At 45.4% G+C, this 18,032-nt stretch carries 14 protein-coding genes; 8 read left to right on the forward strand and 6 right to left on the reverse strand.

Annotated features, from left to right (window positions below):
- Positions 1–36 precede the first annotated feature (36 nt).
- A complete protein-coding gene (locus ACED25_RS09870; RefSeq protein WP_198592283.1) occupies positions 37–2,595 on the forward strand; it encodes a penicillin-binding protein 1A in 2,559 nt (852 codons plus the stop codon).
- A gap of 119 nt (positions 2,596–2,714) precedes the next feature.
- Here the strand turns inward: ACED25_RS09870 and oxyR are convergent, their stop codons facing one another.
- Positions 2,715–3,608, reverse strand: a complete 894-nt coding sequence (gene oxyR, locus ACED25_RS09875; protein ID WP_017099998.1) for a DNA-binding transcriptional regulator OxyR — start codon at positions 3,606–3,608, stop codon at positions 2,715–2,717.
- Here oxyR and ACED25_RS09880 point away from each other — a divergent pair.
- The 3 genes from ACED25_RS09880 (at position 3,607) to ACED25_RS09890 (ending at position 6,300) form a co-directional block, all read left to right on the forward strand.
- Entirely contained in the window at positions 3,607–3,786 is a 180-nt protein-coding gene (locus ACED25_RS09880) for a hypothetical protein (RefSeq protein WP_371695182.1), read from the forward strand. The two genes, oxyR and ACED25_RS09880, sit on opposite strands and share 2 nt — an antisense overlap.
- Positions 3,787–3,830: 44 nt before the next feature.
- Entirely contained in the window at positions 3,831–4,559 is a 729-nt protein-coding gene (locus ACED25_RS09885) for a glutathione peroxidase (RefSeq protein ID WP_017099996.1), read from the forward strand.
- Positions 4,560–4,833: 274 nt separating this feature from the next.
- Positions 4,834–6,300: a dihydrolipoyl dehydrogenase gene (locus ACED25_RS09890; protein ID WP_371695183.1), complete on the forward strand. Its 1,467-nt coding sequence runs from the start codon at positions 4,834–4,836 to the stop codon at positions 6,298–6,300.
- 315 nt (positions 6,301–6,615) lie between these two features.
- Here ACED25_RS09890 and ACED25_RS09895 read toward each other — a convergent pair whose 3' ends face one another.
- Complete coding sequence (locus ACED25_RS09895; RefSeq protein ID WP_004729674.1) at positions 6,616–6,963, reverse strand: RidA family protein; 348 nt, start codon at positions 6,961–6,963, stop codon at positions 6,616–6,618.
- Between the two features lie 87 nt (positions 6,964–7,050).
- On the opposite strand from ACED25_RS09895, the gene ACED25_RS09900 reads away from it, so the two are divergent.
- Entirely contained in the window at positions 7,051–7,299 is a 249-nt protein-coding gene (locus ACED25_RS09900; RefSeq protein ID WP_371695185.1) for a DUF3624 domain-containing protein, read from the forward strand.
- 255 nt (positions 7,300–7,554) lie between these two features.
- Here the strand turns inward: ACED25_RS09900 and argH are convergent, their stop codons facing one another.
- The 4 genes from argH to argC form a co-directional block, all read right to left on the reverse strand.
- Positions 7,555–9,429 (reverse strand): argininosuccinate lyase, encoded by a 1,875-nt coding sequence (gene argH, locus ACED25_RS09905; RefSeq protein ID WP_371695186.1) that lies wholly within the window; start codon positions 9,427–9,429, stop codon positions 7,555–7,557.
- 347 nt (positions 9,430–9,776) lie between these two features.
- The gene (locus ACED25_RS09910; protein ID WP_009848894.1) at positions 9,777–10,988 is read right to left on the reverse strand and encodes an argininosuccinate synthase; all 1,212 of its coding nucleotides are present in this window, start codon (positions 10,986–10,988) and stop codon (positions 9,777–9,779) included.
- Between the two features lie 113 nt (positions 10,989–11,101).
- Positions 11,102–11,890, reverse strand: coding sequence for an acetylglutamate kinase (gene argB / locus ACED25_RS09915; RefSeq protein WP_017061138.1), 789 nt, complete (start codon positions 11,888–11,890; stop codon positions 11,102–11,104).
- 12 nt (positions 11,891–11,902) lie between these two features.
- The gene (gene argC, locus ACED25_RS09920) at positions 11,903–12,907 is read right to left on the reverse strand and encodes an N-acetyl-gamma-glutamyl-phosphate reductase (RefSeq protein WP_371695187.1); all 1,005 of its coding nucleotides are present in this window, start codon (positions 12,905–12,907) and stop codon (positions 11,903–11,905) included.
- Between the two features lie 153 nt (positions 12,908–13,060).
- Here argC and argE point away from each other — a divergent pair, with 153 nt between their 5' ends.
- The 3 genes from argE (at position 13,061) to ACED25_RS09935 (ending at position 17,972) form a co-directional block, all read left to right on the forward strand.
- Complete coding sequence (argE, locus tag ACED25_RS09925) at positions 13,061–14,197, forward strand: acetylornithine deacetylase (RefSeq protein WP_009848891.1); 1,137 nt, start codon at positions 13,061–13,063, stop codon at positions 14,195–14,197.
- A 251-nt stretch (positions 14,198–14,448) separates the two neighbouring features.
- On the forward strand, positions 14,449–17,085 hold the full coding sequence (ppc, locus tag ACED25_RS09930) for a phosphoenolpyruvate carboxylase (RefSeq protein WP_371695188.1): 2,637 nt from the start codon (positions 14,449–14,451) through the stop codon (positions 17,083–17,085).
- Between the two features lie 347 nt (positions 17,086–17,432).
- Positions 17,433–17,972: a PadR family transcriptional regulator gene (locus ACED25_RS09935; protein ID WP_009848889.1), complete on the forward strand. Its 540-nt coding sequence runs from the start codon at positions 17,433–17,435 to the stop codon at positions 17,970–17,972.
- The last annotated feature ends 60 nt before the right edge of the window (positions 17,973–18,032 follow it).

Below are 18,032 nucleotides of genomic sequence, written 5' to 3' on the forward strand. Positions count from 1 at the left end.
GCTGCTTATCAGCCTTAACTAATCAGGGATTATCCGGTGAAGTTCATAAAGCGATTATTCATATTTACATTGATTTGCATGATTCTTGGAGTCAGTACAATTTTCGGGTTTTACTATTACGTAAAACCAGAGTTGCCTGATGTTGCCACTTTGCGTGACGTAGAACTCCAAACGCCAATGCAAGTCTTCAGTCAAGACGGTAAATTGATCTCTCAATTTGGTGAAAAGCGTCGTAATCCAGTGACTTATGATGAGATTCCTCGCCACCTAGTTGAAGCTTTGATTGCTACCGAAGATAGCCGCTTCTACGAGCACCCTGGTATTGATCCAATTGGTATTACTCGAGCAGCACTCGTGGTTGCTATGTCCGGTTCAGCCAAACAAGGGGCAAGTACCATTACTCAGCAGCTTGCGCGTAACTTCTTCTTATCTAATGAGAAAAAGATCATGCGTAAAATCAAAGAGATCTTCATTGCGATCCACATAGAGCAACTTCTGAGTAAAGAAGAGATCATGGAGCTTTACGTAAACAAGATCTTCCTTGGTCACCGTTCATATGGTTTCGGCGCAGCAGCGCGTGTTTATTTTGGTAAGGATCTTCCTGAGCTCACCTTAAGTGAATTGGCTACGCTTGCGGGCATGCCAAAAGCACCTTCAACTATGAACCCTATTTATTCTGTTGAGCGTGCGACCAACCGTCGTAACGTGGTATTACGTCGTATGCTAGACGAAAAATACATCACTCAATCGGAGTACGATGAAGCTCGCAGTGAAGAACTTATCTCGAAATATCACGGTGCCGAGATTGAACTGAGCGCACCATATGTAGCAGAAGTTGCACGAGCTTGGATGGTTGAACGCTATGGTGAAGCCGCTTACACATCAGGCATGAAGGTTTACACGACCGTTGATTCAAAACTGCAAAAAGCAGCGAACCAAGCCGCGATTAAGAACCTGCTCGGCTACGATGAGCGTCACGGTTACCGTGGTGCTGAAAAAGTATTATGGCAAACGGCGCAATCAACTTGGGATCAAGAACAAATCGTTAAGCACCTTAAGTCTCAACCAACCTATGGTGACTTAGTACCAGCAGTTGTAACTGCTGTTGATTCGAAAAGTGCTCAAGTTTGGGTTAAGAACCAAGGCGAAGGCACTATCGAGTGGCAAGGCATGAACTGGGCACGTAAATTCCTAACGGACAACCGCCAAGGACCAGCGCCTTCTCAAGCGAAGGAGATTTTGGCTGTTGGTGAGCAAGTTTGGGTTCGACATGAAGCAGTAACAGGCGATGAAGTATCTGAAGAGCCTACCGAAGAAACAACAACTGAACCTGAAACACCGGTTGTATGGCGACTAAGCCAAGTGCCAAATGCAAACACCGCGTTTGTTGCCATGAACCCTAACAACGGCGCAGTATTGTCGATGGTGGGTGGCTTTAACTTTGTACACAACAAATTCAACCGTGCGACCCAATCTATTCGTCAGGTGGGTTCTGGTATCAAGCCATTTATCTACTCAGCGGCGATTGAAAAAGGTTTAACACTAGCCTCACTGATCAACGATGCGCCTATTAATCAATGGGATAAGAGCCAAGGTACGGCATGGCGACCAAAGAATTCACCACCGACCTATGTGGGTCCAACTCGTTTACGTATTGGCTTAGCTCAATCTAAAAACGTAATGGCGGTACGTGTACTGCGCGAAGTGGGCTTGGATGATACTCGTAACTACCTAACTCGATTTGGTTTTGATATTGACGAAGTACCGCGCTCTGAAACCATTGCTCTGGGTGCGGGTAGCTTAACGCCAATGAAGGTAGCTCAAGGTTACTCAGTATTTGCGAATGGCGGCTACTACGTTGAACCTTTCTACATCAGCCGCATTGAAACACCATTTGGTGAGACTGAATTCCAAGCGACACCGAAAGTTGTGTGTAAAGACGATTGCCAACAGCCTATGACCTCAGATTCAATGGCTGATGAGTTTGCAGAGCAAGATGTGGATGCCCAAGTACAGTACGCACCTCAAGTGATCACTGAGCAGAACGCGTTCCTTGTTCGTGAAATGATGTACAGCAATATCTGGGGCGGCGGTGACTGGAGTGCAGGCACAGGCTGGAATGGTACAGGTTGGCGTGCTCAACCGCTGAAGCGTCGCGATATTGGCGGAAAAACCGGTACCACCAACGATTCGAAAGATACTTGGTACAGCGGTTACGGCCCAGGCATGGTTGCAACGGTATGGGTTGGCTTTGACAACCACAACCGTAACCTAGGTCGAACCAAAGCGAACTCTAACCTTGGTAAGAATCAAATTACAGGTGCAGAAGCGGGCGCTAAAACAGCAGAGCCGGCATGGGTTGATTTCATGGGCACAGCGTTAGCGGGTGTTCCTGCACAACGTAAAGAGCTTCCAGAAAATATCGTTCGCGTTCGTATCGACCGTGAAACTGGCTTACTGACCAACAAGTTCGATAGCTCATCAATGTTCGAGTATTTCGAGAAAGGCACTGAGCCAACCGAGTACATTACTGAACGTTTCAATGATGACATCTACTCAACGTCATCAGGTGAAGCAGTAGAAGAGCTGTTCTAATTAGGGTTTGTTGAACCAAGTAACATGAACCAACAAAAAGGGTTGATATGAATTCATATCAACCCTTTTTTGTTATCTACAATTTAAACGGCTTTGTACCTACAATCTGAATTTGGCCGTTAAGCTGTTTTTTCCAATTGAGTTCGGATAGCCTCAGCCAATTGCTCAAAGCGCCCCTTTAACGGAGAACCCGGTCGGTAGGCAACAACAATACGACGTGAAGGTGTTGGATTCACCGCTGGAACGTAACACACACCATCTTTCTGCTTTTCCTTTGGTACAGACAATTGAGGTAGCAAGGTAATGCCCGCCCCTGCTGCTACCATGTTACGCAGCGTTTCTAAGCTGGTCGCTTTAAAGCGCTCATCGTCTTTTGCACCCGCAGCAAAACAGAAGCCTAAGGCTTGGTCTCGTAAGCAGTGACCATCGCCCAGTGCAAGTACGGTTTGTCCATTTAACTGCAACATATCGACAGTGTCTTGCTTAGCCCACTCATGATCACATGGCACTGCGACGCTTAACGGTTCGTTATACACATCAATCTCTTTGAACGCCGCCGTTTCATCAACTGCAGCCAATACCAAGCAATCAAGCTTGCCATCTTCAAGTTGACTCACTAGCTGATGGGTCTGCGCTTCATGCAGGTAAAGCTCAAGATCGGGGAAGCACTCTTTAAGATGAGGAATGATCTTAGGTAAAATATAAGGGCCAACGGTCGGAATAAAACCAATGTGCATCGGCCCCGTCATCGCTTCACCGTGTCCACTTGCCATATCCTTAAAAGTCTTTACTTCATTGAGAATACGCTTGGCTTGTTCAACAAGTTGTAACCCTGATTCTGTAAATATGACCTTCCTTGGACTACGCTCGGTTAACTGAAGTCCAATTTCATCTTCTAGTTTGCGTATTTGACCGCTTAGTGTCGGCTGACTGACAAAGCACGCTTCTGCCGCTTTTCGGAAGTGTTTATGCTCTGCGAGCGCCACCAAGTATTCAAAGTCACGAATGTTCATGATCAGTCTCTTACCTCAGGTTTTAATAAGAACAAGGGGTTTCATAGAAACATTTAAAAGAAAAATGCTCTTGATAGAATTTACCTATCAAAACCATAACATCAAACGATTAGAGCTATCAAAGGATTTGTCTAATAATGGGCTCAACGAAACGAAACAGAGCAAAGAAAAACGTTAAGCTCTGATAGAACAAAATTAAAAATACTATTTAAGGAAATCAATATGTTTGCATCTAAAGAAGGTCAATCAATCCCTCAAGTAACATTCCCAACTCGCCAAGGCGATGCATGGGTTAACGTAACGACGGAAGAGCTATTCAAAGACAAGACAGTTATCGTATTCAGCTTACCAGGTGCGTTTACACCGACATGTTCTTCAAGCCACCTACCTCGTTACAACGAGCTACATTCTGTATTCAAAGAAAACGGTGTTGATGACATTCTATGTGTTTCAGTAAACGACACATTCGTAATGAACGCTTGGAAAGCAGACCAAGAAGCTGAAAAAATCACATTCATCCCAGATGGTAACGGTGATTTCACAGACGGTATGGGCATGCTAGTTGAGAAAAACGACATCGGCTTCGGCAAACGTTCATGGCGCTACAGCATGCTGGTTAAAAACGGCGTGGTAGAAAAAATGTTCATCGAAGAAGACGTACCAGGCGACCCGTTCAAGGTTTCTGATGCAGATACTATGCTTAACTACATTGCTCCTGAGCACAAAGAGCAAGAGTCAATCACAGTATTCACTAAGCCAGGCTGTCCTTTCTGTATGAAAGCGAAGCAGAACCTAATCGACAAAGGTTTGAACTACGAAGAAGTAGTACTAGGTAAAGACGCGACAACAGTAAGCCTACGTGCAATCTCTGGTCGTACAACGGTTCCACAAGTATTCATCGGTGGCAAACACATCGGTGGTAGCGAAGAACTAGAAACTTTCCTAGGCTAATCGCTTCATCGCCGATATAGGCTTAGAAGTCTCAGCTAACCCACCCTCTTGTGGGTTAGCTATTCCAAACACTCTTATCTGAGTTTTGGGAAAAAGAATATAGCTGGTGACTCGCCTGTCTTTTACTAACCTATAGTTAGCAATAAAAGCAGAGTCACAAGCTAAACCTAATAAAACAGAATCACAAAACTGACCCGCTATCCTGACTCTCAAGAAATCACCAGAGTTGGAGGGGTTCGTTCAAACCAAATTTAGCCATTGCGAGAAAATTATTATGAAACAAGTCAATGTAGATGTAGCAGTTATCGGGGGCGGTACGGCAGGTTTAGGTTCTTACCGCGCTGCAAAAGCACACACTGACAGTGTCGTGATGATTGAAGGCGGCCCTTACGGTACAACCTGTGCTCGTGTTGGTTGTATGCCATCTAAACTGCTTATTGCAGCAGCGGAAAGCGTACACCAAATCGAGAAAGCTCCGGCTTTTGGCGTTCACCCACAAGGTGATATCGTGATTAACGGCCGTGAAGTGATGGACCGAGTGAAGTTTGAACGTGACCGTTTTGTTGGTTTTGTTTTAGAAGGTGTTGATGAAATCCCAGAGCAAGACAAGATCTCTGGCTACGCAAAATTTTTAGACGACAACACACTACAAATTGATGACCACACGGTTGTCACAGCTAAACGTATTGTTATCGCAACTGGCTCTCGCCCTGCATACCCTGCCGTTTGGAATGAGCTTGGTGATCGTCTGATCATTAACGACGACGTATTCAGCTGGGATGATTTACCAGAATCAGTGGCGGTATTTGGCCCGGGCGTTATTGGCCTAGAGCTTGGTCAGTCACTGCACCGCTTGGGTGTAAAAACAAAACTGTTCGGCTTAGGTGGTCAAGTAGGCCCAGTAACCGACCCAGAGATCATGGCTTACGCAGACAAAGCCTTCAATGAAGAATTCTACCTTGATGCCGACGTAAAAATCGAAAGCATGAAACGTATTACTACTGAATCGGGTGAAGATCGCGTCGAGATCCAGTTCATCAATAAAGAAGGTGAATTAGAAACTAACGTCGTTGAATATGTACTTGCAGCAACAGGTCGTCGTCCAAACACTGATAAGCTTGGCCTAGAGAATACCTCTCTAGAACTTGATGAACGTGGTGTTCCTATCGCAGACCACTACACACTACAAACATCGCTACCATCAGTATTTATTGCCGGTGACGCAAGTAACCAACTGCCTCTACTACATGAAGCAGCAGACCAAGCACGTATTGCGGGTGATAACGCAGGTCGCTTCCCAGAGATTCGTGCAGGCCTACGCCGTTCTAAAATCTCAGCGGTATTCTCTGACCCACAAATCGCGATGGTGGGTGAAACTTACAAAGAGATCACCACACGCTTAGGCACATGTGGTTGTTTCGCAACAGGTGAAGTGTCTTTCGAGAACCAAGGTCGTTCACGAGTGATGCTGCGCAACAAAGGTATTCTGCACGTATACGGCGAGCAAGGTACAGGCCGCTTCCTTGGTGCTGAAATGATGGGACCAAACGCAGAACACTTGGCTCACCTATTAGCTTGGGCACACCAAAACAAGATGACGGTTTCTGAAATGCTGGATATGCCGTTCTACCACCCAGTGATTGAAGAAGGTGTGCGAACAGCGCTACGTGACCTCAATGCGAAACTGCACCTAGGTCCAGAGATAGTGAAACACTGTCTAGATTGTGGCCCTGGTTGTTAATCTCAGGCTATCGTTAGTCAGTTAACAAACGCTAGATACTAAAAAGGAAAGCCAGTGGCTTTCCTTTTTGTTTTTGGCAACAAGTAAACTATAGATTCCCGATTACGCTCCTTCGTCGCTCTCGGGAATGACAGCTATTTTCATACACGTCTAGGCGAAGCTAACCAGAATAGCGGTGCTCTTCAAACGCGTCTAAACTGAAGCAAATCAAAGTGACGCATCAGCTAAACCAAAACTAAACTCGTCATTCCAGAACCGCGGGACGAGGTATCTGGAATCTCTTGAAGCCATTGCTTATCGCTAAAGGCTTAGCAATTACTTCTCAGCAGCAATCACAGAGATCTCAACAAGTAGCGCTTCACGAGCCATATCACCCGTTACACATGCGCGAGCTGGAGCGTGACCTTCAGGAACCCATGCATCCCATACTGCGTTCATTTCTTGGAAGTCTTTCATGTCTTTCAAGTAAATCGTTGCTGACAGCATGTGCTCTTTATCGCTGCCCGCTTGCTCAAGTAGGGCTTCCACTTTATCTAGCATCGTTTGTGTTTGTTCTGTGATGTCTTTAGTTGCATCAGCACACACCTGGCCACATAGGTAGATAGTGCCGTTGTGTTTAACAATACGGCTCATGCGTTGTTTGGTTTCTTGGCGCTCAATCATTGACTTTCTCTCTCTGTGTCACCGTGATCCAATATCTTGTGACGTGTTATTATCAGGGCAACAAGCATAACGCGAATTAAGCCTAAGATGACATGTGTTCATTGCAATAAAAATGAAAAAATCTTCAACAAACTCGGTCGCTGCCAACGTTGCATGAACCAGCTAATGGTGTTGTCGCTAGTAAGTTGGGGAGCGTGGTGGTTATTTTTCAAAGAAGACCCAAAAACCATCAATGCCATCGCGTTGATGATGGCCGCTTTCACGTTCAGTGGGTTGTTGTGGTTGCATTGGATAATGAAATTTTTCGTGCTGCCTTTAAGGAACAAAAAGCGTTAGCTGGAAATCTTTACTGGATAAAGAGTAGTGATTAGAGACAGAGCTAAATAATCCGATAATTCGTCATAATTATCGAGCCATCATCATTTCCCAAACAGCAGATAGAAAAAAGCCCCAGAACCAATCGATTCTAGGGCTTTCTTAGAAAATTCTAAGAAAAAGCAGTGGTACTTTAATAGACCGGACTTTTCTTAGTTTGTTCCCAAAAAAGATCAGATTTTTGATCTTTTTTTTAGGGGCTATAAAATCAATGCTTTATGCAACATTCACCTTTGCGATGATCTGTTCAACCAAGTTCACTTCCAACGCCACTTCATCACATGCATGTTGGCGAGGACACTGATCACAATCTTTCAGTACCTTCTCAGGTAGCAAAGATTTCGATGTTGGTAAAAAGTCATGCTTCATAAAGAACTCTGGGGTACGAGTCAGCACAAACACCTTCTTGATCGCCATTTGTCGCGCTTTCTCAACCAAGTGCTGCACAATCGCGGTACCCTGCCCTTGACCTTGCCAGCCAGCTTCAACACCTAACGAACGGATTTCCGCTAAACCAGAGTCATACACATAGAGTGATGCACAACCCGTCACCTCGCCATGATGCTCAGCGACCGCAAACGAGCCAATATCACGCACCAGTTCATTACGAGAACGAGGCAGGTTCTCACCCATATTCGCCCAGTAGGCCACCATGCCTTCCAACGCTTCAATATCGGTCAGACGAGCAGAACGAACCTTAACGATAGAAGTATCACGCTGTGATAAACGCTTCTCTGCTTGGTCAACCGCGTAAGCCACTTGTTGTGGTGATACACCGCCTAGCGCACTACGTTTTTCAAGACACGATTCAATAGTCAGGATGTCATACACATCCTCTTCAATCACCTCAGAGAACTCTTTCATCTCTGCGATTGTTAATTCTTCTAATGCGCAGCCTTTAGCAATCGCTGCGACGACTGTTACACCAACAATGTGGTGAGCTTCACGGAAAGGAATCCCTTTCGCTACTAAGTAATCAGCCAGTTCTGTTGAGTTCGCGTAACCTTGTTTTGCTGCTTCAAGTGTACGTTCGCCGTTCACTTTAATACCGTCAAAACAGAGTGCTGCCATTTCCATACAATCATTCCAAGTATCTAAAGCGTCGAACAGACCTTCTTTATCTTCTTGCATGTCTTTGTTGTACGCCAAAGGCAGAGCTTTTACAGTCATCATCATTGCAGCTAATGAACCGTACACACGGCCAGTTTTGCCACGGATTAGCTCTAGCGCATCTGGGTTTTTCTTTTGTGGCATCAGAGATGAACCTGATGTCACGGTATCGGCTAACTCGATGAAGTTCGATTCACCCGAGTTGTAGAAAATCATGTCTTCTGCAAGACGCGAAAGGTGAAGCATAGAAATAGAAGCGATCGACATCAGCTCCATCACATGGTCACGGTCAGAAACTGAATCTAGAGAGTTACGCGTTGCACGATGGAAACCTAAGTTGTGAGCTAACTCTTCACGGTCCATCGGGTAAGCAGTTCCGGCAAGGGCACCAGAACCCAGCGGACATGTATCTAGACGCTTAATCGCATCATTCAAACGAGAATAATCACGCTCAAGCATTTCAACGTAAGCCAAGCACCAGTGAGCAAATGTTACCGGCTGAGCACGTTGTAAGTGTGTGTAGCCAGGAAGTACGGTTTCTTGATGCTGAGAAGCGACGTTCACCATTTGGCTTTGTAGGCGATCCAATGCAAGTAGCAGTTGGTTACCTTGCTGACGACACCATAGTTTAAGGTCTGTCGCCACTTGGTCATTACGAGAACGGCCAGTGTGAAGTTTTTTGCCCAAGTCACCGACTTTGCCGATAAGTTGTTGCTCGACCCAACTGTGAATATCTTCTGCATCAGAACGTAGAATCTGTTCAGGATCTTCCATCACCTCAAGTTTTAGCTCATTCAACGCTAACTCAAGCTTCTGTTGCTCTTCTTCTGTTAATACGTTGACCGACAGTAGAGCTTTAGACCAGGCAATTGAGCCCACAATGTCTTGCTCAGCCAATCGGTAATCAAAACGAAGAGAATCGTTAAAATCTTTAAACCGGGTGTCTGCTGCTTGGGTAAATCTACCGCCCCATAATGCCATTGTGTATCTCCTAATTGCACAGTGCTCACTGTTTTTGCAAATGATAATTCTGATTAAAATTCAGTATTTTTCTGATGATTTAAACTTACGGCAATTCAAAATGAAAATAAAGTATTAATTCATTATTTTCACATATTTATTCACCGATAGTTTAATCCACTATTTATTTTCAGCGTGATTCGCGAATTATATGCCATTCAATGATAAAAACCGAAGCTGATTTATTAGACTAATAGATAGAAAAAAGCCCATTCACTAATCAATAGTGGATGGGCTTTGCATAATAATGTCTATTTGCTAGCCTTCCGTTATTCGTAAAAGGCTAGCTCACTAACTCATGGTTCGGATTACTTTTGGCTATTCAGAGCACGGATACGGCTTGATAGCGAGTAAAGACGGATAAAGCCTTCAGCGTGGCTTTGGTCGTAGACTTCATCTTCACCAAAGGTTGCAAACTCTTCTGAGTACAAGCTGTTGTCAGAACGCTTCTGAGTCACAGTTGCATGGCCTTTGTAAAGTTTGATAACCACTTCACCATTCACGTCTTGTGCTAGCTCATCTGTTGCTGCAAGAATTGACTTACATAGCGGAGTGAACCAACGGCCATCGTATACAAGGTGAGAAGCTTTAACACCTAGCTCTTCACGGAATTCGAATGCCGCTTTATCAAGAACCAGTTGCTCTACTGCACGCAGTGCTTCCATCATGATTGTGCCACCTGGAGTTTCGTAACAACCACGAGACTTCATGCCAACAAGACGGTTTTCTACGATATCGATACGACCAACACCGTGCTTCGCACCCTTCTCATTTAGGTAAACCAGTGCGTTGTATGGCGTCATTGTTTCGCCATCAACCGCTACCACTTCACCTTTTTCAACTTTAAGCGTCACAGTTTCAGATTCGTTTGGCGCTTGCTCTGGGTCTACAGTCCAAGCCCAGCAATCTTCATCCGGTGCGTTCCATGTATTTTCTAGCACGCCGCCTTCTGTAGAGATGTGCCATGCGTTTGCATCACGCGAGTAGATCTTAGTAAGAGAAGCCGTACAAGGGATGTTACGTTCAGCTAAGTAATCTAGACACTCTTCACGGCTCACTAGATCCCATTCACGCCATGGTGCAATTACGTGTAAGTCTGGTGCGAGGGCAGCAAATGCGCCTTCAAAACGAACTTGGTCGTTACCCTTACCTGTACAGCCGTGACACAGTGCGTCTGCACCGACTTTACGTGCAACCTCAACCTGAGCTTTCGCGATAATTGGACGAGCCATTGAAGTACCTAGTAGGTATTTACCTTCGTAGTAAGCGCCAGTTTTTAGCGTTGGGTAGATGTAATCTGCCACCATCTCTTCTTTAAGGTCAGCGATGTAGCACTCAGATGCACCAGACGCTTTTGCTTTCTCTTCAATACCAATCAGCTCTTCATCGCCTTGGCCTACATCTGCAACAAATGCGATAACTTCGCAATCATAGTTCTCTTTCAACCATGGAATAATTACTGATGTGTCTAGACCGCCAGAGTAGGCTACTACAACTTTCTTTACGTTAACTTTGCTCATTTTCTTTCTCCTAGTTTCCATACTGCACATGGCGGTCAGCGTTGGAAATGACTTCATTATTATGTGTTAAATTTATTTGTCTAAATTCTTTAAGTAGTAACTCGTTGTGAGGTCTACTGAGGTAAAAACTGCGTTCCTATGCTTTTACCTGAAAACAGTTGTGTTAGCTTTTCTGGGTATCGCCAAGTGGCAACTTCGATTGGTCGTCCAAGGTCGTTAGCGGCTTCTAGTGCGGCTTGAACCTTAACGATCATGCCATCGGTAATCACTTTGCCTGTAATAAGGTCATCAGCTTGTTGTTGATTAAGGCTTGGAATCAGGTGACCTTTGCCATCCAACACACCGCTTACATCAGAAAGCAGTACCAATTCAGCATCAAGCGCGCCAGCTACAGCTACAGCAGCTTGGTCTGCATTGACGTTCATCAGTTGGCCTTGCTCAGTCAGACCAATTGAGCTAATGATTGGCAGTGCGCCCGCATTAAGAATCGCTTGAAGGACGGTTGAGTCGCCCGGCTCCGCTTTACCTACCGCGCCCAGTTCAGGGTTCAGTTCGCTCACTTTGCATAAACCACCATCTGCAAGGCTCAAACCAACGGCATTGATACCGTCTTTAATCGCCTGACCTTGAAGTAGTTTGTTGGCCGTGCCCGCTAGCGCGCCAGCGATAACAGGGATCTGATCATAAGGAGTAACACGAAGCCCCTCTTTCTTAACGGTTTCGAGGTTCAACTTATTCATCAAATCATCAACAAGGTAACCGCCGCCGTGAACAATCACGATTGGTCGCTGTGCCTGTTGTTGGTAAGCTGAAATCGCACCAAATAACTTGCTAAGTGTTTCACCACAAGATAGCGCAGCGCCACCTAACTTTATGATTAATGGTTGATTATTAAGGCTCATATCTAGATTTCCTTACACTAACGCAGTTAATGGCGCAAAACCATAACGTAAATTTAAACACTGTATCGCTTGGCTAGATGCACCCTTTAATAAGTTATCAATCGCCGAAACAACGATGATGTGCTGACCTTGTACCTTCCAGCCTAAATCGCAGAAAGGTGTCTGTTCTACATCTTGAATTCTTGGCAATGTCTCTTCGAGCAATCTCACGGCTGGCTTACCTTGATAAGCTTGCTCGAAGGCATCTTGTATCTGTTGTTCTGTCACACCGTCAGCCAGTTTCATGGTAATGGTCGCTAAAATGCCACGCTTAAAGTTGCCGAGGTGCGGAGTGAAAATCACATCACATCCTAAATGTGCGGCCATTTCAGGTTGATGACGGTGATTGAAGACGCCATAAGCTTGTAGGCTCACTTCGCAGAAGCTGTTAACCATGGTCGCCTTGCGGCCTGCGCCAGTCACACCGCTGGTTGCGTTAATCACTGGCCATTGGTTCTCATCAAGTAACTTGGCTTCAACCAAAGGCTTAATCGCCAGTTGTGATGCCGTTGGGTAACAACCCGCTACCGCAACAAGCTGAGCTTCTTTGATTTCTTGTTCGTTCCATTCCGCTAAACCGTAAGCCGCTTTGTCTAGCCATTGTTCGTGTTGATGTTCAAAACCGTAAAACTCTTGATAGAAGTTTTCACCTTTAACTCTGAATGCACCCGATAGGTCGAACACTTGGCAGTCGTTCTCTAGAAAAATTGGCGCTAGGTCGTGACTGACTTCGTGTGCCGTTGCTAGAAAAATCACATCAGACTGTTTGGCCACTTCTTCCGGATTTGTTAAAGGTTGTACTGGCATATCAATCAGGCCAGCTAACTTACCGTGCAGTGCAGCGATAGGTTTGCCCGCATCTACACTATTGGCTGAGACATATAAACCTGATAGCGTGAGCTCAGGGTGTCTGTTTATCATTAGAGCCAGTTCTGCTCCTGTATAGCCGCTTGCACCAATGATCGTGGTTTTCAACATCTCAACACATCCATTCTTGAGGTAAGTTACATTTCAAATTTGACTATTCATACTTAATTTTTAGCTATATTTGATTTCTTATGCATTAAATATGATTTAATATGTGTTTTACCGACTTATGGTTTTCCTGTCAATAGTAGAAGTGAAGATATTATGCAATTACCGAGTTTCCTTGAGGTCTATAAAGGCCTAATTTCCACCGACTCCATTAGCTCAACAGATCCAAGCTGGGATCATGGCAACGAGAAAGTGATCGAAAAAATGGCTCAATGGTTTAAAGACGTAGGCTTTAGCGTTGAGGTCGTGGAAGTCGAACCCGGCAAGCATAATATGGTCGCAAAGATGGGTTCTGGCGAAGGGGGCTTATTGCTTGCAGGACACAGCGACACCGTGCCATTCGATGAAGGACGTTGGAACTTCGACCCTCACGCATTGACAGAACACAACAACCGCTTCTACGGATTAGGCACCGCCGATATGAAAGGCTTTTTTGCCTTCGTTTATGAAGCTGCGAAGAAAATGGATTGGAGCAAGCAAACCAAGCCACTTTATGTTTTAGCAACGTGTGACGAAGAAACCACTATGCTAGGTGCACGTCATTTCACTGAAAATGCGCCGTTTAAACCGGACTACTGCATTATTGGTGAGCCGACCAGCCTAGTGCCTATTCGCGGTCATAAAGGTCACGTTGCTAATGCTGTGCGAGTAACGGGTAAATCAGGTCACTCTTCTGATCCTGCATTAGGCGTTAACGCCATCGAGATCATGCATGAAGTGCTGTTTGCTTTAATGCAGCTGCGTGACAAGTTAGTCAAAGAGTACCATCACCCGGGTTTCGCGATTCCAAGCCCTACTCTAAATCTTGGGCATATTCACGGTGGCGACAGCGCTAACCGTATCTGTGGCTGTTGTGAATTACACTACGACGTTCGTCCTTTACCGGGCATCAGCTTAGATGGTTTGGATAACATGCTACGCAGCGCGCTCAAGGAAGTAGAAGCAAAATGGCCGGGCAGGATTGAGATTACTCCCCTGCATGAGCCGATTCCGGGTTACGAATGTCAGCACGATCATCCATTTATCGGTGGCATGGAATCAGTGTGTGAAACCGAATCTCAAACTGTGAACTATTGTACTGAAGCACCTTTCCTTCAGGAGCTATGTCCAACCTTAGTGTTAGGCCCAGGCTCAATCGACCAAGCTCACCAACCGGATGAGTTCTTAAGCTTCGATTTTATTGACCCTACAATTGATGTTCTGAGTAAATCGATCCGTAAATATTGTTTCTAGTTATTACTTTCCTTCCGATATTTTCGTATAAAAGCCACCCGAAAAGGTGGCTTTTATTCTGTTATCCCTGACACAGCCCGATCTTGTAATTAAATTTCACTTTTTCCCTAAGTTTTGAAAAATTTACTTCTCCCGCATTTTTAAACCTAATAATTGCAAACTTAGAATGCTTTATTTGACTAGATACAGCACTTTTCGCTAGATTGTGTACTTAACAAGGAACAATGGATGTAATTTTTTTACGAGGCAGGATGACAATGAACGAGAAATACGCCGCTCTCAAGAGTAACGTAAGCATGCTGGGACGCTTGCTAGGTAACACAATCCAAGATGCACATGGTGACGTTATCTTAGAGAAAGTGGAGACTATCCGTAAACTTTCCAAATCCGCCCGCGCAGGCAACAAAGCTGACCGTGACAGCCTAGTTGAAGAAATCAAAAACCTGCCGAACGAACAACTCACTCCTGTTGCTCGTGCATTTAACCAATTTCTCAACCTCACCAACATGGCAGAGCAATACCACACCATCTCTCGCCACTGTGAGGAGCATGTTTGTGAACCAGACGTGCTGCAATCTCTATTTTCCAAATTAAACCAAAACGACATCAGCAAGCTAGACGCAGCTCAAGCTGTTCGCAACCTGAACATCGAACTCGTTTTGACTGCTCACCCAACAGAAATCACTCGTCGCACCATGATCAACAAGTTGGTTAAGATCAACGAGTGTCTGTCTAAATTAGAATTAAGCGATCTATCACACAAAGAGCGTGTGAAAACCGAACGTCGCCTAGAGCAGCTTATCGCTCAAGGTTGGCACTCTGATGTGATTCGTCAGCAACGCCCAACACCACTTGATGAAGCTAAGTGGGGCTTTGCGGTTGTAGAAAACTCTCTTTGGGAAGCTGTGCCTGATTTCCTACGTGAAATGGATGGTCGATTAAAAGGTTACCTTGGTGAAGGCCTGCCAATTGATGCGCGCCCTGTTCATTTCTCATCTTGGATGGGTGGTGACCGCGATGGTAACCCATTCGTAACGCACACCATCACTAAAGAAGTACTGCGTCTGTCTCGCTGGAAAGCCGCTGATCTATACCTAGGTGACGTGAACGAGTTGATTACCGAACTGTCGATGACCAAGTGTAATGATGCCGTTCGTGAATTGGCTGGCGATGAGCACGAAGCTTACCGTGCAATCCTGAAGAGCCTACGTACTCTGCTCAACAACACGCTAGAAGTGCTTGATGCAAAACTGCACGACGCAGAAGTACCGAAGAAAGAAACTCTCCAGAACATAGACCAACTTTGGACACCGCTTTACGCATGTTACCAATCATTGCACGAATGTGGCATGGGCGTAATCGCAGACGGTTCTCTACTTGATACCCTGCGCCGCCTAAAAGCATTCGGCGTGCATTTGGTTCGTCTCGATGTTCGTCAAGAAAGTACTCGTCACTCAGATGTGCTATCTGAATTGACTCGCTACCTAGGCATTGGTGATTACGACCAATGGAGCGAGCAAGATAAGGTTGCTTTCTTAACCAATGAATTAAGCTCAAAGCGCCCACTGTTACCACGCGACTGGGAGCCATCTGAGCAGGTCAAAGAGGTTTTAGACACCTGTAAGGTCGTTGCGGCTCAACCTCGTGAAGCCTTTGGTGCTTACGTGATCTCTATGGCTCGTACTGCCTCGGATGTATTGGCTGTACATTTGCTTCTACAAGAATGTGGTTGCCCGTACCGCATGGACGTATGTCCATTGTTCGAAACGCTAGACGACTTGAACAACTCAGAAGCCGTAATGAAACAGCTAATGAGCATCGATTTATACCGTGGCTTTATCCAGAACCACCAAATGGTGATGATCGGATATTCTGACTCAGCTAAAGATGCCGGTGTAATGTCTGCAGGCTGGGCGCAATACGATGCAATGGACAAGCTAGTTAAGGCTTGTGAAGAAGAAGGCATTGAACTGACTCTATTCCACGGTCGTGGTGGTACGGTTGGTCGTGGTGGTGCGCCAGCGCACGCAGCTCTTCTTTCTCAGCCACCTAAAAGCTTGAAAGGCGGCTTACGTGTAACTGAACAAGGCGAAATGATCCGCTTTAAACTTGGCTTGCCAGATGTTGCAGTTAATAGCTTCAACCTATACGCAAGTGCGATTCTAGAAGCGAACCTTCTGCCACCACCAGAGCCAAAACAAGAATGGCGCGACCTAATGGAAGTGCTGTCTGAAGTATCTTGCGAAGCTTACCGCAACGTCGTTCGTGGTGAAGAGAAGTTTGTTCCTTACTTCCGCCAAGCGACGCCAGAGCTAGAGTTAGGCAAGTTACCTCTAGGTTCTCGTCCTGCGAAACGTAACCCGAACGGCGGCGTAGAAAGCCTACGTGCGATCCCATGGATCTTCTCATGGAGCCAAAACCGTTTGGTACTTCCTGCATGGTTAGGCGCTGGTGAAGCGATTCAATACTCTGTCGATCAAGGCCATCAAGCGCTACTTGAAGAGATGTGTCGTGAATGGCCATTCTTCTCGACTCGTCTAGGTATGTTGGAAATGGTGTACTCGAAGTGCAACATGGAAATCGCTAAGTACTACGACCAGCGACTTGTTGACGAAGAGCTATTACCTCTGGGTGAGTTACTGCGTGAACAGCTGCAAAAAGACATCAAAGCGGTGCTGAATGTAGAAAATAACGAGAACTTGATGCAAAGCGACCCTTGGGGACTTGAGTCAATTCGTCTACGTAACATCTATGTTGAGCCACTAAACATGCTTCAAGCGGAACTGCTTTACCGTACTCGTAAGTGTGAAACACCACCAGCAGAGCTAGAAGAAGCGCTAATGGTGACGATTGCAGGTATTGCAGCAGGTATGCGAAACACTGGTTAATTAGTGATTCCATCTACAAAAGAAACAAAAGGTCGCCATTGGCGGCCTTTTTATTTTGCCAAATGACCACTAGTGAGTATTTTGTCAGTTTTTTGGGTTATTTTGTCCATGTATTCTACTTTATGCTTATTATTTAGATATACTACTGCTCCGCTGCAGAAACACTCCAAAATAATAATCTGCGGCACTCGACCAATAAACTGGTCAACCTAGGTGATAAACGGCTTTGTAAGGTGACATAACCAACGATTAAGTTGGTGCTACTTGAACATAACCAATATAACGTGCCATAGAAGCACACTTGTTGTTCAAGTATTTGTTTACTGTTTACCATTTGGATTTCAGACATGTCATTACCACACGTAATTTTAACCGTTTTAAGTACACGCGATGCTACTGGTTACGATATCACAAAAGAATTCTCCGCAAGCATTGGTTACTTCTGGAAAGCTAGCCACCAACAAGTTTACCGCGAGCTAAATAAAATGGCTCAGAACGACCAGGTAACTTGCGTACTTGAGCCTCAAGAAGGCAAACCTGATCGTAAAGTTTACTCTATCACCGATGCTGGCCGTGGCGCGCTAGGTGAATGGTTTGAACAACCAACTGCACACCCAACCGTTCGTGACGAGTTCTCAGCTAAGTTAATCGCTTGTGCTGTACAACCTTCTGACGCGTACCGTGTACAACTTGCTGAACTAGTAGAAGAGTCTCGCAAACTGGTTTCTCACTACAAAGAAATCGAAGCGGCTTACTACGCAACACCATCTACACTAGACAAGCAAGCACGCCTAGAGCGTCTAACGCTTCGTCGTAACCTACTGATCCGTGAAGCATGGATTGTATGGGCTGACGAAGTACTGCTTGAACTTGGCGCTCTTGCTTAAGCTAGAAGCTAGAAGCTAGAAGCTAGAAGCTAGAAGCTAGAAGCTAGAAGCTAGAAGCTA

The sequence above is a fragment of the Vibrio sp. 1F263 genome, from assembly GCF_041439035.1.
GTDB lineage: Bacteria > Pseudomonadota > Gammaproteobacteria > Enterobacterales > Vibrionaceae > Vibrio > Vibrio tasmaniensis_A.

Coding starts and splice junctions, on each gene's coding strand:
- ACED25_RS09900 (WP_371695185.1), top strand. CDS start 7,051: ATGACATGTGTTCATTGCAATAAAAATGAAAAAATCTTCAACAAACTC.
- ACED25_RS09910 (WP_009848894.1), bottom strand. CDS start 10,988: ATGAGCAAAGTTAACGTAAAGAAAGTTGTAGTAGCCTACTCTGGCGGT.
- ACED25_RS09880 (WP_371695182.1), top strand. CDS start 3,607: ATGATCAGTCTCTTACCTCAGGTTTTAATAAGAACAAGGGGTTTCATA.
- ACED25_RS09935 (WP_009848889.1), top strand. CDS start 17,433: ATGTCATTACCACACGTAATTTTAACCGTTTTAAGTACACGCGATGCT.
- argB (WP_017061138.1), bottom strand. CDS start 11,890: ATGAGCCTTAATAATCAACCATTAATCATAAAGTTAGGTGGCGCTGCG.
- argH (WP_371695186.1), bottom strand. CDS start 9,429: ATGGCATTATGGGGCGGTAGATTTACCCAAGCAGCAGACACCCGGTTT.
- ACED25_RS09885 (WP_017099996.1), top strand. CDS start 3,831: ATGTTTGCATCTAAAGAAGGTCAATCAATCCCTCAAGTAACATTCCCA.
- argE (WP_009848891.1), top strand. CDS start 13,061: ATGCAATTACCGAGTTTCCTTGAGGTCTATAAAGGCCTAATTTCCACC.
- oxyR (WP_017099998.1), bottom strand. CDS start 3,608: ATGAACATTCGTGACTTTGAATACTTGGTGGCGCTCGCAGAGCATAAA.
- argC (WP_371695187.1), bottom strand. CDS start 12,907: ATGTTGAAAACCACGATCATTGGTGCAAGCGGCTATACAGGAGCAGAA.
- ACED25_RS09895 (WP_004729674.1), bottom strand. CDS start 6,963: ATGATTGAGCGCCAAGAAACCAAACAACGCATGAGCCGTATTGTTAAA.
- ACED25_RS09890 (WP_371695183.1), top strand. CDS start 4,834: ATGAAACAAGTCAATGTAGATGTAGCAGTTATCGGGGGCGGTACGGCA.
- ppc (WP_371695188.1), top strand. CDS start 14,449: ATGACAATGAACGAGAAATACGCCGCTCTCAAGAGTAACGTAAGCATG.